The sequence below is a fragment of the Solicola agrisoli genome (assembly GCF_049059935.1).
Lineage (GTDB): Bacteria > Actinomycetota > Actinomycetes > Propionibacteriales > Nocardioidaceae > JAURVT01.
Genome location: NZ_JBMGQR010000073.1, coordinates 1 through 20,510, shown reverse-complemented (window position 1 = coordinate 20,510; position 20,510 = coordinate 1). Strand labels below are relative to the sequence as shown.

Below are 20,510 nucleotides of genomic sequence, written 5' to 3'. Positions count from 1 at the left end.
CCACGACCGGCACGAACACGCGGGAGTCGTCGAGGCGGCGGTCCAGCCCGTGGCGCCACCTCTCGATGCTCATGCCCACCACAGTAGGACGACCTGGCCGGTCCGTCCGACGGGCGGCGGTCAGCGGTCGAGCCCCCGCATGAAGCGTCCGACCAGCGGCAGCTCGCTGATGCCCTCGGCGTCGGCGATGGTGATGGCCTGGGCGGCCAGGGCGCCGGTCCGCCCGAGGACGACGTACCGGGGCGTCCAGTCGGGGTGGAACTTGTCGTTGAAGCGGCGCAGCGAGTCGATCTGGCCGCGCTCCGAGGCCTGCACCAGTGCCCGGCGTCCGAGCTCCCCGAGCGGTCCCGGGCGCTCACCGGCCAGGACGGTCCGCCAGATCGCGAAGTTGAGGCCGAGCCCGCGACGTCCGGAGGCGGCGACGTGGTCGATGGTCGCCAGGACGCACAGGTCGGTCACCCCGTTCGGCAGGTCGGGGTCGTCGGAACGTCGCATCACGTCCAGCGACCAGCCGTCGACGTCGGCGCTCGGCGTCCACTGGACGAACGCCTGCGGGACGCCCGCGGGATCGCGGGCGACCGACACCATCAGGCCGGTGTCGTCGGGGTCGAACAGTCGCGAGAGCGTCATCGAGAACCCGCGCTCGACCGCGCCGCGTCGGCTCTGCGTCGACAGGCCACGGAGCCGGTCGCGGAGGTCGGGGTCGAGGTCGGCCGGGTCGTGGAAGGTGACCGTCCACCCCTCACGCGTCAGGCGGTTGCGGGTCCCGCGCAGACCGCGCATCGAGTGTCCGCTGACCGAGAAGGTCGGGCAGTCGACGACGGCCTCGTCGCCCAGGTACACCGGGCGCATGCCCCAGTCCTCGTAGAGGTCCAGGCGGTCCGGTGCGGCACCGAGGACGGCCACCGTCCAGCCGTGGACCTCGGCGAAGGACATGAACGCCTCCCAGACCTGGCGACGCTCGGCCCCCGGCCCGATCGGGTCGGGCGAGACCAGGCAGATGCCCCCGCGGAGGCCGTAGGCGACGACGCTCTCGCCGTCGAAGAACCAGTGCTTGTCGTCGCGCAGGGCGAAGTAGTCGAGCGTCCCGCCGCCGTGGCGGCGCACGACGGCGCGTGCTGCCTCCCGGTCCAGGTGGTGCCCGTGCCGCAGGACCCGGGCGCCGTGCGCAGGCGACGTCAGGACCCACAGCGCGCCGGCCAGGACCGCCGGCGCCAGGGCCACCACGACCGGTGTCGCGACGCCGGTGGTGAGGTCGACGGGCAGGACGCTCGAGCCGGCCATCGAGGTGACCGAGTCGCGCAGGGCGGTCGCGACGTCCGTGGTGCCGGTCGCCGAGGCGAGCGTCGCCGCAGCAGCGGTCAGCACGGCCGTCCCGGCCGTCAGCACCGTCGCGGCCCGGCGCACGACCGCGCGGGTCGAGCGGACGGGGAACGCCCGCCGAGCCCGCAGCATCGCCACCACGACGACCCCGGTGACCACCGCCCACTCGGCGTCCAGGCCCCGAGCCAGGTGCAGGCCCGCCGACGCCGACAGCAGTCCCAGGGTCGCCCCCCACGCCAGACGCTGACCTCGGCGCAGCCCGCGGGCCAGCACGATCAGTGCCACCGACACGAACGCCAGCGTGATCGCGGCCGTGGTCGGCACGTAGAACGGGACCGCATCCAGCAGGAGGTGGAGCCGGTCGCGCAGGGGAAGGGACAGCGCCGACGCGAGACCCACCACACCCAGCGACGCCACGGCTGCGGAGACCAGCAGCCGGGAGCGGTCGCGTCGGCGCCACCCCGACCGGTCCGGCCGCGGTGCGGGGGCCGTGGGTGGCGGGCAGGGCAGGGTGTCGACGACGCTGCGCGACACGGGGTGAGTGACGGACATGCGGGCACCATCGCCCGTGGTCGTTGAGAGCTCGCTGAGCGTCGCGGCTGCCATCGTGGGGCCCCTCAGCGTCCGGTGTCGCGTTGCAGCCGCAGCGTCGGAGCCGAGCGGGTCGGGCCGGCGGGCCGGCTCGGTGGTCGCGGACGCGCGGGCTCGGCCACCGGGCCGGCGAACACGAACCGTCGGTACGACCAGTACCGGAAGGCCGTCCCGAGCGCCAGGCCGACGACGTTGGCCGAGACGTTGTCGGCCAGGCCGCTGGTCCACCCCAGGAGGTCGTGGGAGACCCACAGGGTGAGGACGGAGAACCCGAGGCCGACCACGTTGAGCATCACGAACAGGGCGACCTCGCGGCGCCGGCCGTGGCTGCTGCGACCACGCCACGTGAGCGTCCGGTTGCCCAGGTAGGTGACCGCCGTCGCCGCGACGACCGCCAGCAGCTTGGAGACGGTCGGGTCCACCGCCGCCAGCACCGGCCACGCCCGCAGCGCGTTGAACAGGCCCACGTCCACGACGTAGCCGGCACCGCCGACCACCAGGAAGGTCAGCGCCTCGCGGTCGAGGACACGACCGAGGAGCGTGCGGCCGGTCGTCATGGAGCCGAGCGTCCTCCGCCGTCGCCGAGCACGACCTGAGGCAGGCGCACCGGCTCCGCGCGCCCGCGGCCCGCGAGCCGTCCAACGACCGCGAGCGCCGCGGGGACCAGGGAGACGGCGACGATGCCCAGGGTGATCAGCTCGACGTGCGCGGCGACCCAGGGGATCCCGCCGAAGAGGAGGCCGGCCGTGGTGAGGCCGACCGCCCACACCAGGGCGCCGGCGAGGTTGTGCAGGGCGAAGGAGCGGCGCGGCATCCGTCCGACCCCGGCGACGACGGGCACGAACGTGCGGACGACGGGCAGGAAGCGGGCCAGGACGACGGCCTTGGGTCCGTGACGGTCGAAGAACGCCTGGGCGCGGTCGGCGTGCGCGGAGTCGAACAGCCGCGAGTCGCGACGGGAGAACACCCGCGGGCCGTAGCGTCGGCCGATCGTGTAGCCGAGCTGGTCGCCCAGGACCGCCGCGACGAGGACGCCCACGGCGAGGACCCAGTACGGCAGCCCGATCACGTGCGAGGCGACCAGGGCGCCGGCCATGAACAGGAGCGAGTCGCCCGGGAGGAAGAAGCCGACGAGCAGCCCGGTCTCGGCGAAGACGACCGCCATGACGAGGAGCAGGGCGGCCGGGCCGAGGGCGTAGAGCAACGGGGTCAGGGCGAGGATCATGCCGTGACGCTAGGAGTCCGCCGCTGACAGGACGCTGAGAGCACCTCGGCGACGCGGTACTGCTCGGTCGTCATCGCGACGACGGTGTCCCAGTCGTACCGGGGACGGTGGGCCAGGCTCGCGGCCGTCATGGTCCCGCGCAGGTCGGCGTCGGTCAGGAGGGCCGCGGTGCGCGCGGCCATGTCGGCGTCGTCGCGGACGAGGTAGCCCTCGACGCCGTCGGTGACGAAGTCCCCCACCCCGCCGCGGGCCATCGCCACGACGGGCAGACCGGTGCAGCGGGCCTCCAGCGCGGCGATCCCGAACGACTCCAGGGTGGCCGGTGCGAGGAACACGTCGGCGCGGGCGAGCTCGTGGGCGATCTGCGTTCGGTCGAGGCGCCCGGTCAGCTCGACCCAGTCCATGCCGCGGTCGTCGAGCATCCGCTGCACGTCGCACCGTTGCGGCCCGTCGCCGACGATCGTGGCGCGCAGCGGGATCGACGCGTCGACCGTGGCGCGGACGTCGGACAGGACGTCGACGAGCGGCAGGGCGCGCTTGCGGGCACTGAGACGCATCACCGCCACCACCGACCGTTCGGTGGCGCTGACGGTGCGCGGGCGGGTCCACGGCTCGACGACGATGCCGTTGGGCAGGACGCCCACGTCGGCGGGGACGAGCTCGGCGAGGCCGGCCGCCCCGACGCTGCTCACGGACGTCCACCGCACGCCGGCGCCCAACCCCGCACCGACCCGGCGCCACCCGGCCCGGACCACCGCGGACCGCTGGACGAGCGAGTGCATGGTGAGCACGACGGGGACGCCGGCCGCGGTGGCACGCCGGGTCGCCACCCAGGCGAGGGGCGAGACGACCGAGGAGTGCGTGTGCACCACGTCGGCCCACCCCACCAGGGCGTCCAGCACGTCGTCCCTGCCCCAGCGGTCGACCACGACGACCCGGACGAGCGGGTCGAGGGGCGCGCCGGGCGTGGCCGTCACGACGACCACGTCGTGACCGCGTGCGGCCTGCTGGCCGGCGAGGTCGCGCACGTGCAGCTCGATCCCGCCGAGACGCGGCAGGTAGACGTCGGAGACGTGCAGGATCCTCATGCCGCCACCTGCTCGCGGACGTGGTGCCGGCGCCACCTCAGGGCGCCCCAGCCCGCGGCGACGCCGAGCCCGACGGGGATCTCGAGGGCGAAGGTGAACAGGCGGTAGAGGACGGCCGCGCTCGCGGCCGCCAGGGGCGCGGTGCCCGACAACGTCAGGACGGCCACGATCCCGAGCTCGGCCACGCCGGCGCCACCGGGGGTGACCGGGACGGCCGACAGCAGCCGCTCGACGGCGACCGCGGCGACCACGGTGGCGACCGGGACGGGGGTGCCGATCGCGTGCAGGCACAGGTCCAGCAGCAGGCACAGCAGGGAGAGGTAGACGACCATGCCGACGCTCATCTGGTGCCAGGAGGAGCCGATCACGCGCAGCGTGGTCGCCCTGACCTCGACCGCGCCACGGGCGCCGGCCCCGGCGAGGTCACCGGGCTCGCCCCCACGCAGCCGGTGGACGAGGTCGGCGAGCGTGCCGGCACCGCGGCCGAGCAGCGCCGCCCACCGCTCCCGTGCCAGGAGCAGGACGATCGTCACGACGACCAGCACCGCAGCGCCGAGGGCCACCGGCGCGGCGCTCGCGACGGCCCCGTGGGGCAGACCGGTGAGCAGGAACGCCAGCGCGAACGCTCCGAAGAGCGCCCGGAAGAGCAGGTTCCACACGTTGCTGACCGTCAGGAACGTCGCCAGCTCGACCCGGGCGAACCCCCACGACCGCGCCATCGCCGTCGTCAGGCCCATGCTGACCGCACCGCCGAGCGGCACCGAATTGGCCACGGCGCTGCCGGCCAGGTTCAGCCCCAGCGCCCGCCGCGAGGACAGTCCCGGCATCGACGAGGTCAGCACCAGGGTGTGGGCCCACATGCCGGCCAGCCAGACCACGGCGAGCACCGCGAGCCACCCGAGCGACACGGTGGCCAGGGTGGTCAGGACCGACGTCCACGACACGTGGACCAGGCGCGGGACCATCACGACCAACGCCGCCGCGGCAGCGGTCAGGGCCAGGCCGACCACCAGCCGTGGCGCGCGCGTGGAGCGCCCGGCGCCGGGTGCCGGTGGGACCTCGGCCGCGTGGAGTGGGCTCATGGCCCGAGACTGACCCGGCGCCGCTGAGCGACGGCTGAGAGACGCGACCGCCCTCGTCCTCCGGGTGCCATGCTCGTCCCGTGCCCCCGACCACCGCCTACACCCTGGTCTCGTTCCACGCGCACCCCGACGACGAGGCGCTGCTGACCGGAGGGACACTCGCGCGGGCGGCGGCCGAGGGCCACCGGGTGGTGCTCGTGACCGCCACGGCCGGGGAGGCGGGGCTGGCCGCGCGCGTGCTCGGCGCGGACCGGGCGCTCGGCGGGCGCCGTCTGGCCGAGCTGGACGCCTCGGCCCGGGCGCTGGGCGTGGCGCGGGTCGTGTGCCTGGGCTTCGCCGACTCCGGCTGGCACGACAGCGCCACCGGCGACCCCGCGGCCTTCAGCGCCGTGGACCCGCGCGTCGCGGCCCGGGCGCTCGCCACGGTGCTGCGCGAGGAGGACGCCGACGTGCTCACGACCTACGACCCGGCGGGCGGGTACGGGCACCCCGACCACGTCCAGGTGCACCGCGTCGGGGAGATCGCCGCGGAGCTCGCAGGCACCCCCAGCGTCCTGCAGGCCACCGTCGACCGCGACCTCCTCGCGCGGCTGGTGCGCCTGCTCGCCCGCGTCCCCGGCGTGCTGGACCGGGTCGACCCCACCACGTTCGAGACCGCCTTCACCCCTCGGGCGCAGATCACGCACCGCGTCGACGTCCGCCACCACCTCGGTGCCAAGCGGGCGTCGCTGGCGGCGCACGCCAGCCAGGCGACGTCCGACTCGGGCCCGCGCACCCTGCGGACCCTGCTCGCCCTCCCCCGCCCGCTGGCCGGGCTCGTCCTCGGCGTCGAGTGGTTCGTCGACCGGGACCGCCGGCCGGGGCGGTGCGACGACGTGTTCGCCACCGTCCGCGCCCAGGGCCGGCCTGGTCCTTCGAGGCGGGAGGAGGCCCGATGAGGGTGCTGGTGGTCGAGGACGAGACCCGTCTGGCCGAGACCGTCCGCCGGGGACTCGTCTCGGAGGGCTTCGTCGTCGACGTCGTGCACGACGGCGAGGACGCCCTCTGGGCGGCCACCGAACGCGCCTACGACGTGATCGTGCTCGACATCATGCTGCCCAAGGTGCACGGCTACAGGGTGCTCGAGACGCTGCGCGCCCGGGACGTCTGGACGCCCGTGCTGATGCTGACCGCCAAGGACGGCGAGTACGACCAGACCGACGCGTTCGACCTCGGCGCCGACGACTACCTGACCAAGCCGTTCAGCTTCATCGTGCTCGTCGCCCGCCTGCGTGCGCTGCTGCGCCGCGGGGCGCCCGCACGACCCGTGGTCCTCGCCGCCGGCGACCTGACGCTGGACCCGACGAGACGCCGCGTGGAGCGGGACGGCCAGGAGGTGCGGCTGACCCCGCGCGAGTACGGGCTGCTGGAGTACCTCCTGCAGCACCGCGGCGACGTCGTCAGCAAGACCGAGATCCTGGAGTCGGTGTGGGACGCCGCCTTCGAGGGCGACGTCAACGTCGTGGAGGTCTACGTCCGGTACCTGCGCGGCAAGATCGACGTCCCCTTCGGCCGCGCGAGCATCGAGACCGTGAGGGGGATGGGCTACCGGCTCGCCGCCGACGGCGGCTGAGCGTCCGGCGCGTCGTCGCCGAACGCGGCGGCCGGTACCCGTGCGGTGACCCTGGCTCCTCCGAGCGGCGAGGCGTCGATCTGCACGTCACCGCCGTGGGCACGCACGATCTCGTCGACGATGGCGAGCCCCAGGCCGCTGCCGCCGCGGTCACGGTCCCGACCGGCGTCGAGCCTGACGAACCGTTCCAGCACGTGCGCGCGCTCGCCGTCGGGGATGCCCGGTCCGTCGTCCTCGACGACCAGCCTGCCGTAGCCGTCCACCTCGTCGCAGGTGATCGCCACGGTGCCGGCGGCGTGCCGCACGGCGTTGTCGACCAGGTTGCGCAGGACCTGCTCGAGCCGGTTCCGGTCCCCGACCACCCGTGCGGGCCGGACGTGCGTCCGCACCTCGACCGCGCGCTGCACCCCCAGCCGGACCCGCTCGTCGGCGACGAGGTCGTCCAGGTCGACGTCGACCCGTTGGAGCCCGACGCCGTCGTCGTCGGCCTTGGCCAGCAGCAGGAGGTTGTCGACCAGCACGCCCATCCGCGCGGTCTCCTGGACGAGCACCGGACGCAGCTCCTGCCAGTCCACCGGGTCGGGCTCGGGTCCGACGACCTCGAGCGTGGCGCCGAGCGTCGCCAGGGGGCTGCGCAGCTCGTGGCTCGCGTCGGACAGGAACTGTCGCTGGGAGTGCTGCGACCGTTCGAGGCGGTCGAGCATCTCGTTCATCGTCACCGCGAGTCGCGCCACCTCGTCCCCGGTCTCCGGGACGGGGACGCGCTCGCGCACGTTGGCCGCCTCGATCGCGGCCACGCCCGACCGGATGCGCTCCACCGGGCTCAGCGCGCGTCCGACCACGACCCAGGTCGCGGCGGCCACCATCACGAGCAGGACGGGGAAGGCGACCACCAGGAGCAGCAGCACGGTCCCGGTGGCCTCCCGCTGCGGCGCGAGGGAGCTCGCGACGACCACCCGGTAGGTCTCCCCCTGCGAGCGCACCGCCCCGACGACGAACAGGTAGGGCGCGTCAGGATCCAGCAGCACCGCGCGGTCGACCTCGGTGCGCAGCACCTGCCCGACGGCGGGATCGAGCGAGGTCAGGGGTCGGCGGACCGCCCGGCCGCTCGATCCGGCCACGACGACGCCGGTGTCGTCGACCACCTGCACGACGGTCCCCTCGACGACGTCGCTGCGCAGCTGCTCGCCCACCGCGGCGACGTCGCTGCGTCCCAGAGCCCGGACCACCTGGTCGAGCCGGGCGTCGGCGTTCTCCTCCGCGCTCGCGTTCAGGGTGCGGATCAGCACGATGACCAGCGCGGCGACGCCCACGCCCAGGGCGATGGCCATGACGACGACCACGGCGAGGACCGAGCGGGCCCGGACGCCCCGCAGGAGCGCCGCCACCCTGGCCGACCGTCTCGTCCGTCGCGCGTCCATGCGGTCAGTGTGCCGCCCGACCGCCCCGGTCAGGGCCCGGGACGGGATTTCCTCAGCGCCCGCTCAGCGACCGAGGCACAGCCTGGTCCCATGGCGACCAGGACGGCGGCTCCCCCACTCGACGCCGGCGCCACGTCGACGTCACGGGCCCACGACCGGCGGGTCCTGGGCACCCTCGCCCGGCTGCCCACGCACACCACGGTCGCGCTCCTCGCGCTCGTCGCCGTCTGCGCGCGGGTCCCGTTCCTCGGCCGGCCGGTCGGTGCCGACGAGGGCGGCTTCCTCCTGGTCGGCTCGCAGTGGCGCGCCGGCGGCACCTCGCTGTACGGCGACTACTGGGTCGATCGTCCGCCGCTGCTGATCGGGCTGTTCGGCGCCGCCGCCCACCTCGGTGGCCCGGTCGCCCTCCGGCTGCTCGGCTGCCTGGCCGCGGCGGCCGTCGTCGTGCTCGCCGGCGTGGTGGGCCACCAGGTGCGGGGCCGTCCCGGCGCCCGGTGGGCGGCCCTGGTCGCCGCTGCCCTGGTGACCTCGCCGATGCTCGACGGCCAGGAGGTCAACGGCGAGCTCCTCGGCATCGGCTTCGTCCTCGGGTCGTTCGCCCTCACCCTCGCCGCGACCTCCCGCAGGCGGTGGTCCTCGCAGCTGGTGTCCGCCGCGGGCGCCGGCGCGCTCGCCATGGCCGCCGTGCTCGTCAAGCAGAACCTGCTCGACGGGTTCGTGTTCGCGCTGGTGCTGCTGGTCGTACTCGTCGCGACCGGGCGACTCGCGCCGAGGGCCGCCGCCCTGGTCGCCGGCACCGCCGCCCTGGCCGCCGGCACCGCCGCCCTGGCCGCGACGCTCGTCCTCCTCGTCGTGCTCGGGTGGGCCGAGAGCCGCGGGACGAGCCCTCAGGCGCTGTGGAACGCGTTGGTCGTCTTCCGCGCGCAGGCCGCCTCGGTCATCTCCACCTCGGCCAGCCCCGCCACCGGCATCCGTCTCGGCCGCATCCTCGTCGCCGCCGCGGGCAGCGGGCTGGCCGCGCTCGTGGCGACGCTGCTGCTCGCGGGCGTGCGTCGGCGCGGCAGGACCGCTCCGGCCGTCGCGGCCGCGGCCGTCCTCGGCTGGGACCTGTTCTCGGTCCTCGCCGGCGGCAGCTACTGGCTCCACTACCTGGTGCAGCTGGTCCCCGCGGCCGCCCTCGCGGCCGCGACGACGACGGTGGGTCGCGACCTGTGGGGTCGCACGGGCCGTGCGTGCGCGGGGTGGGTCGTGGGTGCCTCGGTCGTCGCCACCGTGATCGGCATCGCCTCCCCACCGGCGCACAGCGCCCCGACCGTGACGGCCGGTTGGCTCCGGGCCGCGGCGAGGCCCGGCGACTCCGCCGTCGTCGCGTTCGGGCAGCCCGGTCTGCTCTACCGGTCGGGCCTGGGCAGCCCCTACCCCCAGATCTGGAGCCTCCCGGTCCGCGTCCGCGACCCGCACCTGACCGGCCTCACCAGCGTCCTCGACGGCACGGGGCCGCCCACCTGGGTGCTGGTCTGGCACGACCGTCTCGGCTCCTGGGGCATCACCGGGACCACCGCCCGGACGGCGCTCACCACGCACTACCGCCCCGTCGCCGACGTCTGCGGCTACGCCACCTACCTCCGTCGCGGCGTCGACCGGCCGCTGCCGGTCGCACCGACCACCTGCCCGGCACCGGCCCCCCTCGCCGTCCCCTCACCCCAGGAGCCGTCATGACCACCCTCGTCGTCGTCCCGACGTACAACGAAGCCCAGAACGTCGGCGTCCTGGTCGCCGGCCTGCTCGACCTGCCGGACCCTCCTGACCTCCTCGTCGTCGACGACGCCAGCCCCGACGGCACCGCCGACCTCGTCCGGACCCACGTGGCACGCCACCGGGGAGTCCACCTCCTCGAGCGGCCCGGCAAGGACGGGCTCGGGTCGGCCTACCGCGCGGGTTTCGCGTGGGCCCGTGACCGCGGCTACGACGTCGTCGTGCAGATGGACGCCGACCTGTCCCACCCGGTCGACGCGGTGCCGCGGCTCGTCGCCGCGCTCGAGCACGCCGACGTCGCGATCGGGTCGCGCTACGTCCCAGGCGGACGGACCGTCGGGTGGCCGCTGCGACGCCGGCTCCTGTCGGCCGCCGGCAACCTCTACGTCCGCACGGTGCTGCGCCTGCCCGTCCACGACACCACCGCCGGGTTCCGGGCGTTCCGCGCACCCGTCCTCGACCTGATCGACGCGTGCGACACCCGCTCCCACGGGTACGCCTTCCAGATCGAGACCACCTGGCGCGCCGTCCTCGCCGGCTGCGCCGTGGCCGAGGTGCCGATCACGTTCACCGAGCGCGCGCGGGGCAGCTCGAAGATGTCCACCGCCATCGCGGTGGAGGCCGTGGTCGAGGTGACCCGGTGGCGCCTGCGCGGAGCACCGGTGCTGGCCGGCCGGCAGGCCCACCCGGTGCTCCACCGGGCGGAAGGGGGCGGACGAGCCGGTCTGTAGGCCGGATTCTGTCGGGGCGCGAGCCCCGGACGGCCATCTGTCTAGGCCCACCGTTGCCGATGGGCTCTGGCGACCTACCCGCCGGCTCGGGCGAGCAGCCCTCGGGCACCGGCGCAGCCCCCGCCGTGACGGGGGCCTCTTGGTCTTGCTCCGGGTGGGGTTTACCTAGCCACCCCGGTCACCCGGGGTGCTGGTGGTCTCTTACACCACCGTTTCAGCCTTGCCCGTACCCAGCCGCCCGTGGGCGACCGGGCCGTTGGCGGTCTGCTCTCTGTGGCACTGTCCCGCACGTCACCGTGGGTGGGCGTTGCCCACCACCCTGCTCTTCGGAGTCCGGACCTTCCTCGGGAGGCGGCGAACCACCTCACGCGACCGTCCGACCGACTCGTCCGCGTCGCTCAGCCTAGGGCATGTCAGCGGCGGCTGACGCAGACCACGCTCGGTCGCGGGAACGGGTCGGTGTGCGGCCAGGTCGAGCCGGGCGACTCGAACGTGGCCCCGTCCACCTCGCCGGGGTGCTGGACGGCGACGAACGCCGACCTCCCGTCGTCGGTGAGGAACGGCCCGCAGGTCTCCGCACCCGTCGGGACGCTGAGGAACTGACGGACGTGCCCGCGCTCGGGACCCGCCACCGGCACCGCGAAGAAGCCGTCGTGGGCACCGAGGGCGTTGCCGTCGGTGCTGATCCACAGGTTGCCGCGCCGGTCGAAGGTGACGTTGTCGGGGCACGAGATCGGGCTGACGCGGTCCTTGGGGTAGCCGCCGAAGTACGTCTCAGGGGCGTCGGGGTCGCCGCACACCAGGAACAGGAGCCAGGAGAACGACGTCGACGTCTGGTCGTCGCCGTCCTCGCGGATCTCGAGCACGTAGCCGTTGCGGTTGCCCGTCGCCGACGTGAGCGGCGCCGTCGGCGACTCGCGCACCATCGACGACGCCAGCGGCGCGGCCTCGGAGGTGGGGAACTTCGTGCCGCGGTCGGCGTTGTTGGTCAGGGCGCAGTAGATCCGGCCGTTGACGGGGTTGGGCTCGATGTCCTCCGGGCGGTCCATCCGGGTGGCGCCGACGCGGTCGGCGGCGATGCGGGTGTCGATCAGGACGTCGGCCACGCTCATGCCGGCGACGAACGACCGCGTGTCGCTGGTCAGCGGCACCCAGCGTCCTCGTCCGTCGTACTGGCCGTCGTCGGCTCCGTCGCCGTCGAAGACGCCGACGTGCAGGGTGCCGTGGTCGAGCAGCGTCAGGTTGTGCTCACGGGCCTTGCGCCCCTTGCCCCTGGCCACGCGGTCGCGCGAGACGAACTTGTAGACGTACTCGCCACGCTCGTCGTCGCCGGTGTAGGCGGCCACGCGACCGTCGGGCGTCACGATGACGTTGGCGCCCTCGTGCTTGCAGCGGCCGAGCATCGTGCGCTTGCGGGGCGTCGAGCGCGGGTTGGACGGGTCGAGCTCGACCACCCACCCGAACCGGAACGGCTCGTGCGGCTCCCTGCTCAGGTCGAACCTCTCGTCGACCTCGCTCCACCCACGGGTGTCGACGCCGTCGAACCCGTACCGGTCGTAGCTGGCCTGGTAGCGGGGGTCACGCTCGCCGGAGAGGTCGAAGTACTGGTCGATGTTCTCCTCGCCGTGCAGCGTGGTGCCCCACGGCGTCTGGCCGCCCGAGCAGTTGTTCAGGGTGCCGAGCACCTGGCGTCCGCGCTTGTCGGCGCGCGTGCGCATCCGGACGTCCCCGGCGGCGGGCCCGGTGACCTCGAACGGGGTGGTCATCGTGACGCGACGGTTGAGGCGCGCGCGGCGCAGGTCGCGGGTGCGCCAGCGTCCCCCGCGTCCGGCCCGCTCGAGCTCGACCACCGACAGGCCGTGCGCCTGGATCGCGATCTCGGCCACCTCGCGCGAGGTGTACCGGCCGGTGGGGAACATCAGCTCCTCGTTGGTGTACTCGTGGTTGAGCACCATGACGCCGCGGTCGCGGGTCGCCCCGTCGAGGACCGTCAGGTAGTCGCAGTTGTAGCCGAGCTGGCGGGCCTGCGAGCGCGCGCTCTGGCGGTCCACGTCGAAGGCGGGCGCACCGGGCAGGATCGGGTCTCCCCACCTCACGACGACGTCGGCGCGGAAGCCCTCGGGCACCACGACGTCGTCGACGACGTTGGGCGGCACCGGCGTGAAGGCCAGGCGGCTGAGGTCGTCGCGACCTCCGCGACCGGTCGCCGCCGCGGCGAGCGGCGTGCCGGCCACGAGCGCGCCGGCACCGGTCACGGCGGACGCCCGCAGCAGCGTCCGCCGGGCCATCGAGCGGGCCAGCACGTCGGAGAAGTGCTCGTTGCCGGACGTGTTGTGCTCGGGCTTGTCGCACGCGTTGCCGCACCGGTAGGTGCAGGTCATGCGGCTGCGCGAGCCGTGCTGGTCGAGGAGCGGGAGGAATGGTCCGGGCACGATGACGGCCCTCCGGAGGTCGGCGACGGGGTGTGGCACGAGCCTTCCCGGTGTTGGCCGCGGCCAAACGTCGGGTGAACTCCGCATGACTTGCCAGGGCCGTCACTTTCGCTTGTCCGCGGGCCTTCCGGCCCACCAGGATCGACCCAGTGGAAGCGTTCCTGATCAGCACCGCCGTCATCTTCGTGGCCGAGCTCGGTGACAAGAGCCAGCTCATGGCGATGACCTTCGCGACCCGGTTCCGGGTCCGCGAGGTCCTCCTCGGCATCACCGCCGCCACCGCCGTCGTGCACCTCGCCTCGGTCGCCATCGGCTTCCTGATCGGCGACGCGTTCGCCGGCAGCCAGGACGCCATCTCGATCGTCGCCGGCATCGCGTTCCTGGGCTTCGCCGCCTGGACCCTGCGCGGCGACTCGCTCAGCGACGAGGAGGAGAACAAGGCCAAGGCCGCCGGCGGCGCGGCGTTCCTCGCCGTCGCCGTCGCGTTCTTCCTCGCCGAGCTCGGCGACAAGACCATGCTCGCCACCATCACCCTGGCCACCCGCGAGAGCGACTGGCTCGCGGTCTTCGGGGTCTGGCTCGGCAGCACCCTGGGCATGGTCGTCGCCGACGCCCTCGCCATCGTCGTCGGCGCCGTGCTCGGCAGGCACCTGCCCGAGCGGTTCATCCGCTACGGCGCCACCGTCGCGTTCCTGGCCTTCGGCGTCGTGCTCATCGCCGAGGGCGCCGGCTGGCTCTAGACGAGCCTGAACCGCACGCGGCGCGCGTCGACGTCGGCCTCGGTGAGCCGGACCCGGACGCGGGACCCGACGGGCAGCTCGTGGTCGGCCTCGACCTGGGCCTCGACGGCCGGGTCGACCACCATCGCGGTGCCCCGGGTGGGGTGCTTGGCGTCGGCGTCGAGCACCACGGCGTCGAACTCCTGCCCGACCGAGCCCGCCAGCATGCCGGCCTCGACGAGGTCGACCACCTCGCGCTCGTAGGTGTGCGCGAGACGCTCGGAGGCCTGCATCGTGGCGGGCAGCGCGTCGAGCGCGTCGCGGACCCAGGCCGGGACGGGCGTGCCCGCGCAGATCGCGACGCACGTCTCGCCGACGTAGCGGTCGGCCAGGCGGCGCAGCGGTGCCGTGGCGTGCGCGTACTCCGAGGCGATCGCGGCGTGCTCGGGCTGCTCGGGCACGGCGTCGACGAACGCGACGTACCCCGCACCGCGCAGCAGCGTCGTGCAGGCGTCGAGCATGGCGACGTCACGCGGCTCGTCGGGGTCGAGCGTGCGGACGAACTCGGGGTAGGCCATCTCGGCGGGCCAGGCGATGCCGAGGGCGTCGGCGGTGCGGTGCAGCCGCGAGACCGCACGCGGGTCGGCCGGCGGGAGGGTGCGCAGCAGGCCCACCTGCGCGTAGAGCATCAGGTGCGCGGCGGCCATGCCGACGAGCAGCGAGATCTGCTCGTTCCAGCCCTCGACGGGCAGGTTGGCGCGGTACTCGACGCGCAGGTGCCCGTCGTCGGCGACGATCTCCTGGTCGGGCAGCGGCAGGCTGACGCCCCCGCGCACCTGCTCGTACCTCTTGCGGAGCTCGCCGATCTCGCGCAGCAGGGTGAACACGGGCTCGGCGGTGCCGTCGTCGACGGCCTTCTGCACGCCGGCGTAGTCGTGCTGGGCGCGGCTGCGGACCAGCGCGCGGAACACCTCGGCGCTGCGTCCCTCACCGCTCTCGCTCAGCTCGACCTGCCACACCAGGGCCGGACGCACCTGGTCGGCGAGCAGGCTGGCGGCGTCCTCGCTGAGCTGCGGCGGGTGCAGCGGGATGCGACGCGACGGGCCGTAGAGCGTCTGGCCGCGGCGGTGCGCCTCGGCGTCGACGAGACCGCCCGGACGGACGAACGCACCCACGTCGGCGATCGCGTAGTGCACGCGGTAGCCGTCGTCGAGCCGCTCGAGGTGCATCGCCTGGTCGAGGTCGCGCGCACCCGGCGGGTCGATGGTGACGAACGGCAGGTCCGTGAGGTCGCGCTCGGGCAGCGACGGGGACGCCGCCGACTCCGCGGCCTCGGCCAGGACGTCGTCCGCGAACTCCGCGCCCACCCCCAGCTCGGACTCGAGGGCGTCGAGCTGAGCGGCGACGGCCGCGGCCGACTCGGGGGCGACGATCAGGGGTCGGCGTGGCATGGCGACCACCCTAGGGTGCGCGGCGGACACCTGTCCCTACGCTGAGCCCCGTGACCTTCGGCGGCGGCACCCGACCCCGCGTGCGCTGGGAGGTCACCGTCGGCACCGCGGGCGTCGCGATCGCCCTGCTCACCGGTGCCATCTCGGTGGGCGACGCCCTGGACGAGGCCGGTGAGCTGCTCCCCGTCATCGCGTTCCTGGTGGCGATCATGGTGCTGGCGCAGGCCTGCGCCGCCGAGGGCCTGTTCGCCGCGCTCGGCGCCCGGGTGGCCGTCGCCGGACGGCGCTCGGGTCCGCGCTTCCTCGCGCTGTCGTTCGTGGTCGCGGCCCTGGTCACCACCACCCTCAGCCTGGACGCCACCGCGGTGCTTCTGACGCCCGTCCTGGTCGTCGCGGCCCGTGCGGTGGGACGCCCGTCGCGGCCGGTCTCGTACGCCACCGTGCGGCTGTCGAACTCGGCGTCGACGCTGCTGCCGATCTCCAACCTGACCAACCTGCTGGTGTTCGCCTCCACCGGCCTGACGTTCCTGGGGTTCGCCGCGGCGATGGCCCCGGTGTGGGTGGTGGCGATCGTCGCGGAGTACGTCGTGCTCCGGCTGGCCTTCCGGCGCGACCTCGCCGCGCCCGCCGACGCCGCGCCGCAGGAGCCGCCGCCGGTCCCGCGCGTCGCGCTCGGCGTCGTGGTCGCGGTGCTCGCCGGGTTCGCGGCGGGGTCGCCGTTCGACGTCGCGCCGTTCTGGCCCGCGGCCGTCGGTGCCGTGGTGCTGGTGTGGCACGCGCGCCGTCGCGGCGTCGTCTCGCTCGCCGACGTGGGCGCCGCGGCCAACGTGCCCTTCGCCTACTTCGTGATGTGCTGGGCGATCGTGGTCATCGCCGTGGGCCACGCCGGCGTCGACGGTCTCGTGGGCCGCCTGCTGCCCGGCGGCGACGGCGTGCTCGCGCTGGTGGGCGTCGCCCTGCTGGCGATGGTCCTGGCCGGCGTGGTGAACAACCTCCCGGCGACGCTGGTGCTGCTGCCGCTCGTGGCGCCCCTCGGCCCCGCGGCACTGCTGGCGCTGCTCGTGGGCGTCAACGTGGGCGCCAACCTCACCTACGCCGGTTCGCTGGCCAACCTGCTCTGGCGGTCGGGCCTGCGGGCCCAGGACGCGGCCCCCTCCGCCCGCACGTTCCACCTGCTCGGGCTCACCACCCCGCTCGTCGTGGTGCTGTGCGCGGCCGTCCTGGGCCTGTGGACGGGGTGGCTGTGGTGACGCCTAGCCTGGTCCGGTGCTGATCTGGCTGCCGCCCTCGGAGGGCAAGACCCTCCCCGTCCGCGGCAAGCCGCTCGACCTCGACGCGCTCGCGAGCCCGTCGCTCACCGACACCCGCCGCACGCTGGTCGACGGCCTGGTCGACCTCGCGTCGCAGGATCCCGAGAAGGCCGCCGCGGTGCTCGGCCTCGGCCCGTCGCAGGCCGACGCGGTCGATCGCGACGCCCGGCTGTGGAGCCTGCCCACCGCGCGCGCCGACAAGGTCTACAGCGGCGTGCTCTTCGCGGCCCTCGACCTCGCGAGCCTCGACGCGTCGGCCAGGCGACGGGCGTCGTCGCGCCTGGCGGTGGCGAGCGCGCTGTTCGGCGTCGTGCGCCCCGGCGACCGCATCCCCGCGTACCGGCTCAGCGGGGGCACCTCGCTGCCCGGCATCGGGTCGGTGGCGTCGGCCTGGCGCGGCCCGCTCGCCGACGAGGTCCCCGCGCTCGTCGGCTCGGGACTGCTGGTCGACCTGCGCTCGCAGACCTACGCCGGGCTGTTCCGCCCCGGACGCGACCTCGCGCCGCGCACCGCCACCGTCCGCGTGCTGCAGGACAAGGACGGCCGCCGCAGCATCGTCAGCCACTTCAACAAGGCCACCAAGGGCCAGATCACCCGGGCGCTGCTCACCGAGAACGTCGACGTCCGCCGCGTCGACGCCCTCGCCGATGCCCTGCGCGACCTCGGCTGGACCGTCGAGCAGGACGGCACCCGCCTCGACGTCGTCGTCACCGAGGTCTGAGTCCGGACGCCCGGAGCCTCACTCCGGCACGAACGACCAGCCGCGGAGCGTCGACAGGCCGTCGGGCCAGACGCGGACGGTGCTGATCGAGGCCGGCTCGAGCTCGAGCCGGTGGATCACCGGCATGGGGACGTCGAGCGTCAGGCGAGCCAGCATCTTGATGGGCGTGACGTGACTGACGACCACCACGGTCCGGCCGCCGTGGTCGCGCACGAGGCGGTTGCGGGCGCGGCGGGCGCGGGTGAAGACCGAGTCGTAGGCCTCGCCGCCGGGCGGCGGGGTGGCGGTGGACTCGAGCCACGCGTCGAGCTCGGAGGGCCAGCGCTCCTGCACCTGGGCGAAGGTCAGGCCGTCCCACTCGCCGAACGCGGCCTCGGCGAGGTCGTCGTCGGTGCCGACGTCGAGCCCCAGCGCGTCGCCCACCGCGGCGGCGGTCTCGCGGGTGCGCGCCAGCGGGGAGCTGACGATCGCGTCGGCGCCGCCGTGGGCCGCGATCCAGGCGGCGGCACGCGCGGCCTGCGCGCGTCCGGCGTCGTTCAGGCCGGGGTCGGCTCCCCCGGTGCCGCAGAACAGCTTGTTGACGGTGCTGTCGGTGACGCCGTGGCGCAGCAGCAGGATCGTGGTGGGCGGGTCGAGGAGCGGGTCGCGCCAGCCGGCCATCGGGTTGCGGGTGCCCGTCTCGGACTCGACCTGCTGCGGCTCGGGGGCTGCGGTGCGACGCTTCTTCGGCGTCCTGCCCTGCGCGACGTCGAGCGCGACGTTGAGGATCTCGTCGGCGGCCTTGTTCTGCTCGCGCGGCACCCACGTCCACTCGACGCCGAACGGCGCGATGCGCTGCGCCGCCATCGCCAGCGGCTTCATGTCGGGGTGCTTGACCCGCCAGCGTCCGGCCATCTGCTCGATGACCAGCTTGGAGTCCATCCGGACCTCGACCTCGGCGTCCGGCGCGTGCTCGCGCACCAGCTCGAGCCCGGCGATCAGGCCCTTGTACTCGGCGACGTTGTTGGTGGCGGTGCCGAACGCCTCGGCGCTCTCGGCGATCACCTGGCCGGTGTCGGCGTCGCGGATCAGCGCGCCGTACGCGGCCGGGCCGGGGTTGCCCCGGGAGCCGCCGTCGGCCTCGACGACGACCCGGCGGTACCCGGGCATCAGAGGCCGGACTCGATGGTGCGCACCAGGATCCGGTCGCACTCGGGGCAGCGGACGACCTCGTCGTCGGGGATGGTCTTGATCTCGCGCAGGTCGGCGCCGTTGAGCTCGAGCCGGCAGCCCTCGCAGCGGCGCTGCCGCAGCGCCGCCGCACCGGTGCCGCCCTGGTGGGCACGCACCTTCTCGTACAGCGCGAGCAGGTCGTCCGGGACGCGGGCCGCGGCGGCCGCACGCTCGTCGACGATGCCGGCGGCCTCGGCGTCGATGGCGGTGATCGCCTCGTCGCGCGACGAAATGAGCGCGGTCTCCTCGGCGTCGGCGGCGGCGATGTCGACGCGGACGTCCTCGAGCCGGGCCTGGGCCTCCTCGAGCGCCTCCATGACCTCGAGCTCGGCGTCCTCGAGCGTGCCGATGCGGCGATCGAGGGCGACGATCTCGTGCTGCATGTTCTCGAGGTCCTTGGCCGAGGTGATCTGCCCCGCGTCCATGCGCCTCTGGTTGTTGGTGCGGCGCGAGCGCACCTGCTCGACCTCGGCGTCGGCCCGCTTCTGGTCGCGGGTGAGGTCGGAGACCTCGGTCTCGGCCTCGATGCGACGCCCGTCGAGCTCCTTGCGACCACCGGCCAGCTCGGCGAGGCGATCGTGCTCGGGCAGCGACTTCTTGCGGTGCGTGAGCTGGGACAGCACGGAGTCGTGGTGCTGCAGCTCGAGCAGCGTCTGCTGGCTGAGCGGGTCGGCCTTCACGGAGCGGGTCTCCTCGGGGTGGTGGCCTCGGCGGGCCAGGCGACGTGGGTGGTCCACGGGTCGGTGACGATGCGCGACACGCGGGTCTCCACCCTAGACCCGGCCTCGGCGAGCGCCTCGGACAGCAGGCGGGCGGCGTTCGGCAGCCAGGTCCACTCCGCGGCCCAGTGCGGGACGTCGACGACGGCGGGCGCCCCGGCCTGTTCCTGGGCCTCCGACACCGGGTGGTGGCGCAGGTCGGACGTCACGTAGACGTCGGCGCCGGCACGGCGGGCGTGCTCGAGCAGGAAGTCGCCGGAGCCCCCGCACAGCGCCACCGTGCGCACCTCGCGCTCGGGGTCGCCGGCGACCCTGGCGACGCTCGACGTGGGCGGCAGGCTCGCGACGACGTCGGCGGCGAAGTCGGCGAGCGTGACGGGCTCGAGCAGCGTGCCGATGCGTCCGCTCCCCCGGTCGCCGGGGCGCGGAGCCATCTCCAGCAGGTCGAACGCGACCTCCTCGTAGGGGTGCACCTCGCGGAGCACCGCCAGGAGCCTCTCGCGCAGGTGCGGCTGCGCGACCATCTCGACCCGGTCCTCGGCGACGTTCTCGACCTCGCCCACCTGGCCGATCGTCGGGTCGGCGCCCTCGAGGGGACGGAACGTGCCGATGCCCGCGGTGACGAACGTGCAGCGGTCGTAGTCGCCGACGTGCCCGGCGCCCGCGTCGAGCAGCGCCTCGGCGACGCGGTCGGCGTCGTCCGCGGGCACCATCACCACCCACTTGTCGAGCGCGTCGGCCGGGTCGGGGTCGAGCGGGCGCACGTCGACCAGCCCGAGCGCGTCGGCCATGGAGGCCGACACGCCTCCGGGCGGGGAGTCGGCGTTGGTGTGGCACGTGTGCAGCGCGACGCCGCCGCTGATCAGGCGGTGCACGATCCGGCCCTTGGGCGTGCCCGTGGAGACCCCGTGGACGCCCTTGAGCAGCAGCGGGTGGTGCGTGAGCAGCAGGTCCGCCCCCCACTCCACGGCCTCCTCCACCACCTCGAGCGTGGGGTCGACGGCGAGCAGCACCTTGCGGACGGGGGCGTCGAGGTCGCCCACGCTGGTGCCCACGGCGTCCCAGTCGTCGGCCCAGGCGGGGTTCCACTGCGCGTCGAGGACGGCGACGACGTCGCG

Annotated in this window: 18 protein-coding genes, 1 other RNA gene and 1 pseudogene; 7 read left to right on the top strand and 13 right to left on the bottom strand. The window is 74.4% G+C overall.

Going from position 1 to position 20,510, the window contains the following annotated elements; genetic code table 11:
• Positions 1-120 precede the first annotated feature (120 nt).
• The 5 genes from ACI6PP_RS19050 to ACI6PP_RS19030 form a co-directional block, all read right to left on the bottom strand.
• Entirely contained in the window at positions 121-1,875 is a 1,755-nt protein-coding gene (locus tag ACI6PP_RS19050) for a bifunctional lysylphosphatidylglycerol flippase/synthetase MprF (RefSeq protein ID WP_421113205.1), read from the bottom strand.
• Between the two features lie 65 nt (positions 1,876-1,940).
• Entirely contained in the window at positions 1,941-2,471 is a 531-nt protein-coding gene (locus ACI6PP_RS19045; RefSeq protein ID WP_421113204.1) for a GtrA family protein, read from the bottom strand.
• Entirely contained in the window at positions 2,468-3,139 is a 672-nt protein-coding gene (locus ACI6PP_RS19040) for a VTT domain-containing protein (RefSeq protein ID WP_421113202.1), read from the bottom strand. The genes ACI6PP_RS19045 and ACI6PP_RS19040 overlap by 4 nt, the downstream gene beginning before the upstream one ends.
• Positions 3,136-4,227, bottom strand: coding sequence for a glycosyltransferase family 4 protein (locus ACI6PP_RS19035; protein WP_421113201.1), 1,092 nt, complete (start codon positions 4,225-4,227; stop codon positions 3,136-3,138). Before ACI6PP_RS19035 ends, ACI6PP_RS19040 begins: the two co-directional genes overlap by 4 nt.
• On the bottom strand, positions 4,224-5,309 hold the full coding sequence (locus ACI6PP_RS19030; RefSeq protein WP_421113200.1) for a lysylphosphatidylglycerol synthase domain-containing protein: 1,086 nt from the start codon (positions 5,307-5,309) through the stop codon (positions 4,224-4,226). Before ACI6PP_RS19030 ends, ACI6PP_RS19035 begins: the two co-directional genes overlap by 4 nt.
• Positions 5,310-5,389: 80 nt before the next feature.
• On the opposite strand from ACI6PP_RS19030, the gene ACI6PP_RS19025 reads away from it, so the two are divergent.
• Positions 5,390-6,247, top strand: coding sequence for a PIG-L family deacetylase (locus ACI6PP_RS19025; RefSeq protein WP_421113199.1), 858 nt, complete (start codon positions 5,390-5,392; stop codon positions 6,245-6,247).
• Positions 6,244-6,921: a response regulator transcription factor gene (locus tag ACI6PP_RS19020; protein WP_421113198.1), complete on the top strand. Its 678-nt coding sequence runs from the start codon at positions 6,244-6,246 to the stop codon at positions 6,919-6,921. The genes ACI6PP_RS19025 and ACI6PP_RS19020 overlap by 4 nt, the downstream gene beginning before the upstream one ends.
• Here the strand turns inward: ACI6PP_RS19020 and ACI6PP_RS19015 are convergent.
• Entirely contained in the window at positions 6,894-8,342 is a 1,449-nt protein-coding gene (locus ACI6PP_RS19015) for a sensor histidine kinase (protein WP_421113197.1), read from the bottom strand. The genes ACI6PP_RS19020 and ACI6PP_RS19015 overlap by 28 nt on opposite strands.
• A gap of 90 nt (positions 8,343-8,432) precedes the next feature.
• Here ACI6PP_RS19015 and ACI6PP_RS19010 point away from each other — a divergent pair, with 90 nt between their 5' ends.
• Together ACI6PP_RS19010 and ACI6PP_RS19005 are read left to right on the top strand one after the other, a co-directional pair.
• Positions 8,433-10,061 (top strand): hypothetical protein, encoded by a 1,629-nt coding sequence (locus tag ACI6PP_RS19010; RefSeq protein ID WP_421113196.1) that lies wholly within the window; start codon positions 8,433-8,435, stop codon positions 10,059-10,061.
• Positions 10,058-10,495 (top strand): annotated as a pseudogene (locus tag ACI6PP_RS19005) (glycosyltransferase); the annotation flags it as partial. The gene ACI6PP_RS19010 and the pseudogene ACI6PP_RS19005, both read left to right, overlap by 4 nt.
• Here the strand turns inward: ACI6PP_RS19005 and ACI6PP_RS19000 are convergent.
• The 3 genes from ACI6PP_RS19000 to ACI6PP_RS18990 all read right to left on the bottom strand — a co-directional run bounded on the left by ACI6PP_RS19000 (position 10,480) and on the right by ACI6PP_RS18990 (position 13,260).
• Positions 10,480-10,701, bottom strand: coding sequence for a hypothetical protein (locus tag ACI6PP_RS19000; RefSeq protein WP_421113195.1), 222 nt, complete (start codon positions 10,699-10,701; stop codon positions 10,480-10,482). The pseudogene ACI6PP_RS19005 and the gene ACI6PP_RS19000 sit on opposite strands and share 16 nt — an antisense overlap.
• Positions 10,702-10,809: 108 nt before the next feature.
• Positions 10,810-11,216: RNase P RNA component class A (gene rnpB, locus ACI6PP_RS18995), an RNA gene on the bottom strand.
• A 25-nt stretch (positions 11,217-11,241) separates the two neighbouring features.
• Positions 11,242-13,260 carry a PhoX family protein gene (locus tag ACI6PP_RS18990; protein WP_421113194.1) on the bottom strand — a complete coding sequence of 673 codons (2,019 nt, stop codon included), beginning with the start codon at positions 13,258-13,260 and terminating at the stop codon, positions 11,242-11,244.
• Positions 13,261-13,409: 149 nt separating this feature from the next.
• Here ACI6PP_RS18990 and ACI6PP_RS18985 point away from each other — a divergent pair, with 149 nt between their 5' ends.
• Positions 13,410-14,000, top strand: a complete 591-nt coding sequence (locus ACI6PP_RS18985; RefSeq protein ID WP_421113193.1) for a TMEM165/GDT1 family protein — start codon at positions 13,410-13,412, stop codon at positions 13,998-14,000.
• Here ACI6PP_RS18985 and ACI6PP_RS18980 read toward each other — a convergent pair.
• Complete coding sequence (locus ACI6PP_RS18980) at positions 13,997-15,430, bottom strand: RNB domain-containing ribonuclease (protein ID WP_421113192.1); 1,434 nt, start codon at positions 15,428-15,430, stop codon at positions 13,997-13,999. The genes ACI6PP_RS18985 and ACI6PP_RS18980 overlap by 4 nt on opposite strands.
• A gap of 50 nt (positions 15,431-15,480) precedes the next feature.
• Between ACI6PP_RS18980 and ACI6PP_RS18975 the strand changes: the two genes are divergently transcribed.
• Positions 15,481-16,680 carry an SLC13 family permease gene (locus ACI6PP_RS18975; protein ID WP_421113191.1) on the top strand — a complete coding sequence of 400 codons (1,200 nt, stop codon included), beginning with the start codon at positions 15,481-15,483 and terminating at the stop codon, positions 16,678-16,680.
• A gap of 16 nt (positions 16,681-16,696) precedes the next feature.
• Complete coding sequence (locus tag ACI6PP_RS18970; protein ID WP_421113190.1) at positions 16,697-17,461, top strand: YaaA family protein; 765 nt, start codon at positions 16,697-16,699, stop codon at positions 17,459-17,461.
• An 18-nt stretch (positions 17,462-17,479) separates the two neighbouring features.
• Here the strand turns inward: ACI6PP_RS18970 and ACI6PP_RS18965 are convergent, their stop codons facing one another.
• From ACI6PP_RS18965 to ACI6PP_RS18955, 3 genes are all read right to left on the bottom strand, one after another.
• Complete coding sequence (locus ACI6PP_RS18965) at positions 17,480-18,610, bottom strand: bifunctional RNase H/acid phosphatase (protein WP_421113189.1); 1,131 nt, start codon at positions 18,608-18,610, stop codon at positions 17,480-17,482.
• A complete protein-coding gene (locus ACI6PP_RS18960; RefSeq protein ID WP_421113188.1) occupies positions 18,610-19,353 on the bottom strand; it encodes a zinc ribbon domain-containing protein in 744 nt (247 codons plus the stop codon). Before ACI6PP_RS18960 ends, ACI6PP_RS18965 begins: the two co-directional genes overlap by 1 nt.
• Positions 19,350-20,510: Nif3-like dinuclear metal center hexameric protein (locus ACI6PP_RS18955; RefSeq protein WP_421113187.1), on the bottom strand; the 1,161-nt coding region annotated here is incomplete at its 5' end. The genes ACI6PP_RS18955 and ACI6PP_RS18960, both read right to left, overlap by 4 nt.

Coding starts and splice junctions, on each gene's coding strand:
- ACI6PP_RS19050 (WP_421113205.1), bottom strand. CDS start 1,875: ATGTCCGTCACTCACCCCGTGTCGCGCAGCGTCGTCGACACCCTGCCC.
- ACI6PP_RS19045 (WP_421113204.1), bottom strand. CDS start 2,471: ATGACGACCGGCCGCACGCTCCTCGGTCGTGTCCTCGACCGCGAGGCG.
- ACI6PP_RS19040 (WP_421113202.1), bottom strand. CDS start 3,139: ATGATCCTCGCCCTGACCCCGTTGCTCTACGCCCTCGGCCCGGCCGCC.
- ACI6PP_RS19035 (WP_421113201.1), bottom strand. CDS start 4,227: ATGAGGATCCTGCACGTCTCCGACGTCTACCTGCCGCGTCTCGGCGGG.
- ACI6PP_RS19030 (WP_421113200.1), bottom strand. CDS start 5,309: ATGAGCCCACTCCACGCGGCCGAGGTCCCACCGGCACCCGGCGCCGGG.
- ACI6PP_RS19020 (WP_421113198.1), top strand. CDS start 6,244: ATGAGGGTGCTGGTGGTCGAGGACGAGACCCGTCTGGCCGAGACCGTC.
- ACI6PP_RS19015 (WP_421113197.1), bottom strand. CDS start 8,342: ATGGACGCGCGACGGACGAGACGGTCGGCCAGGGTGGCGGCGCTCCTG.
- ACI6PP_RS19010 (WP_421113196.1), top strand. CDS start 8,433: ATGGCGACCAGGACGGCGGCTCCCCCACTCGACGCCGGCGCCACGTCG.
- ACI6PP_RS18980 (WP_421113192.1), bottom strand. CDS start 15,430: ATGCCACGCCGACCCCTGATCGTCGCCCCCGAGTCGGCCGCGGCCGTC.
- ACI6PP_RS18965 (WP_421113189.1), bottom strand. CDS start 18,610: ATGCCCGGGTACCGCCGGGTCGTCGTCGAGGCCGACGGCGGCTCCCGG.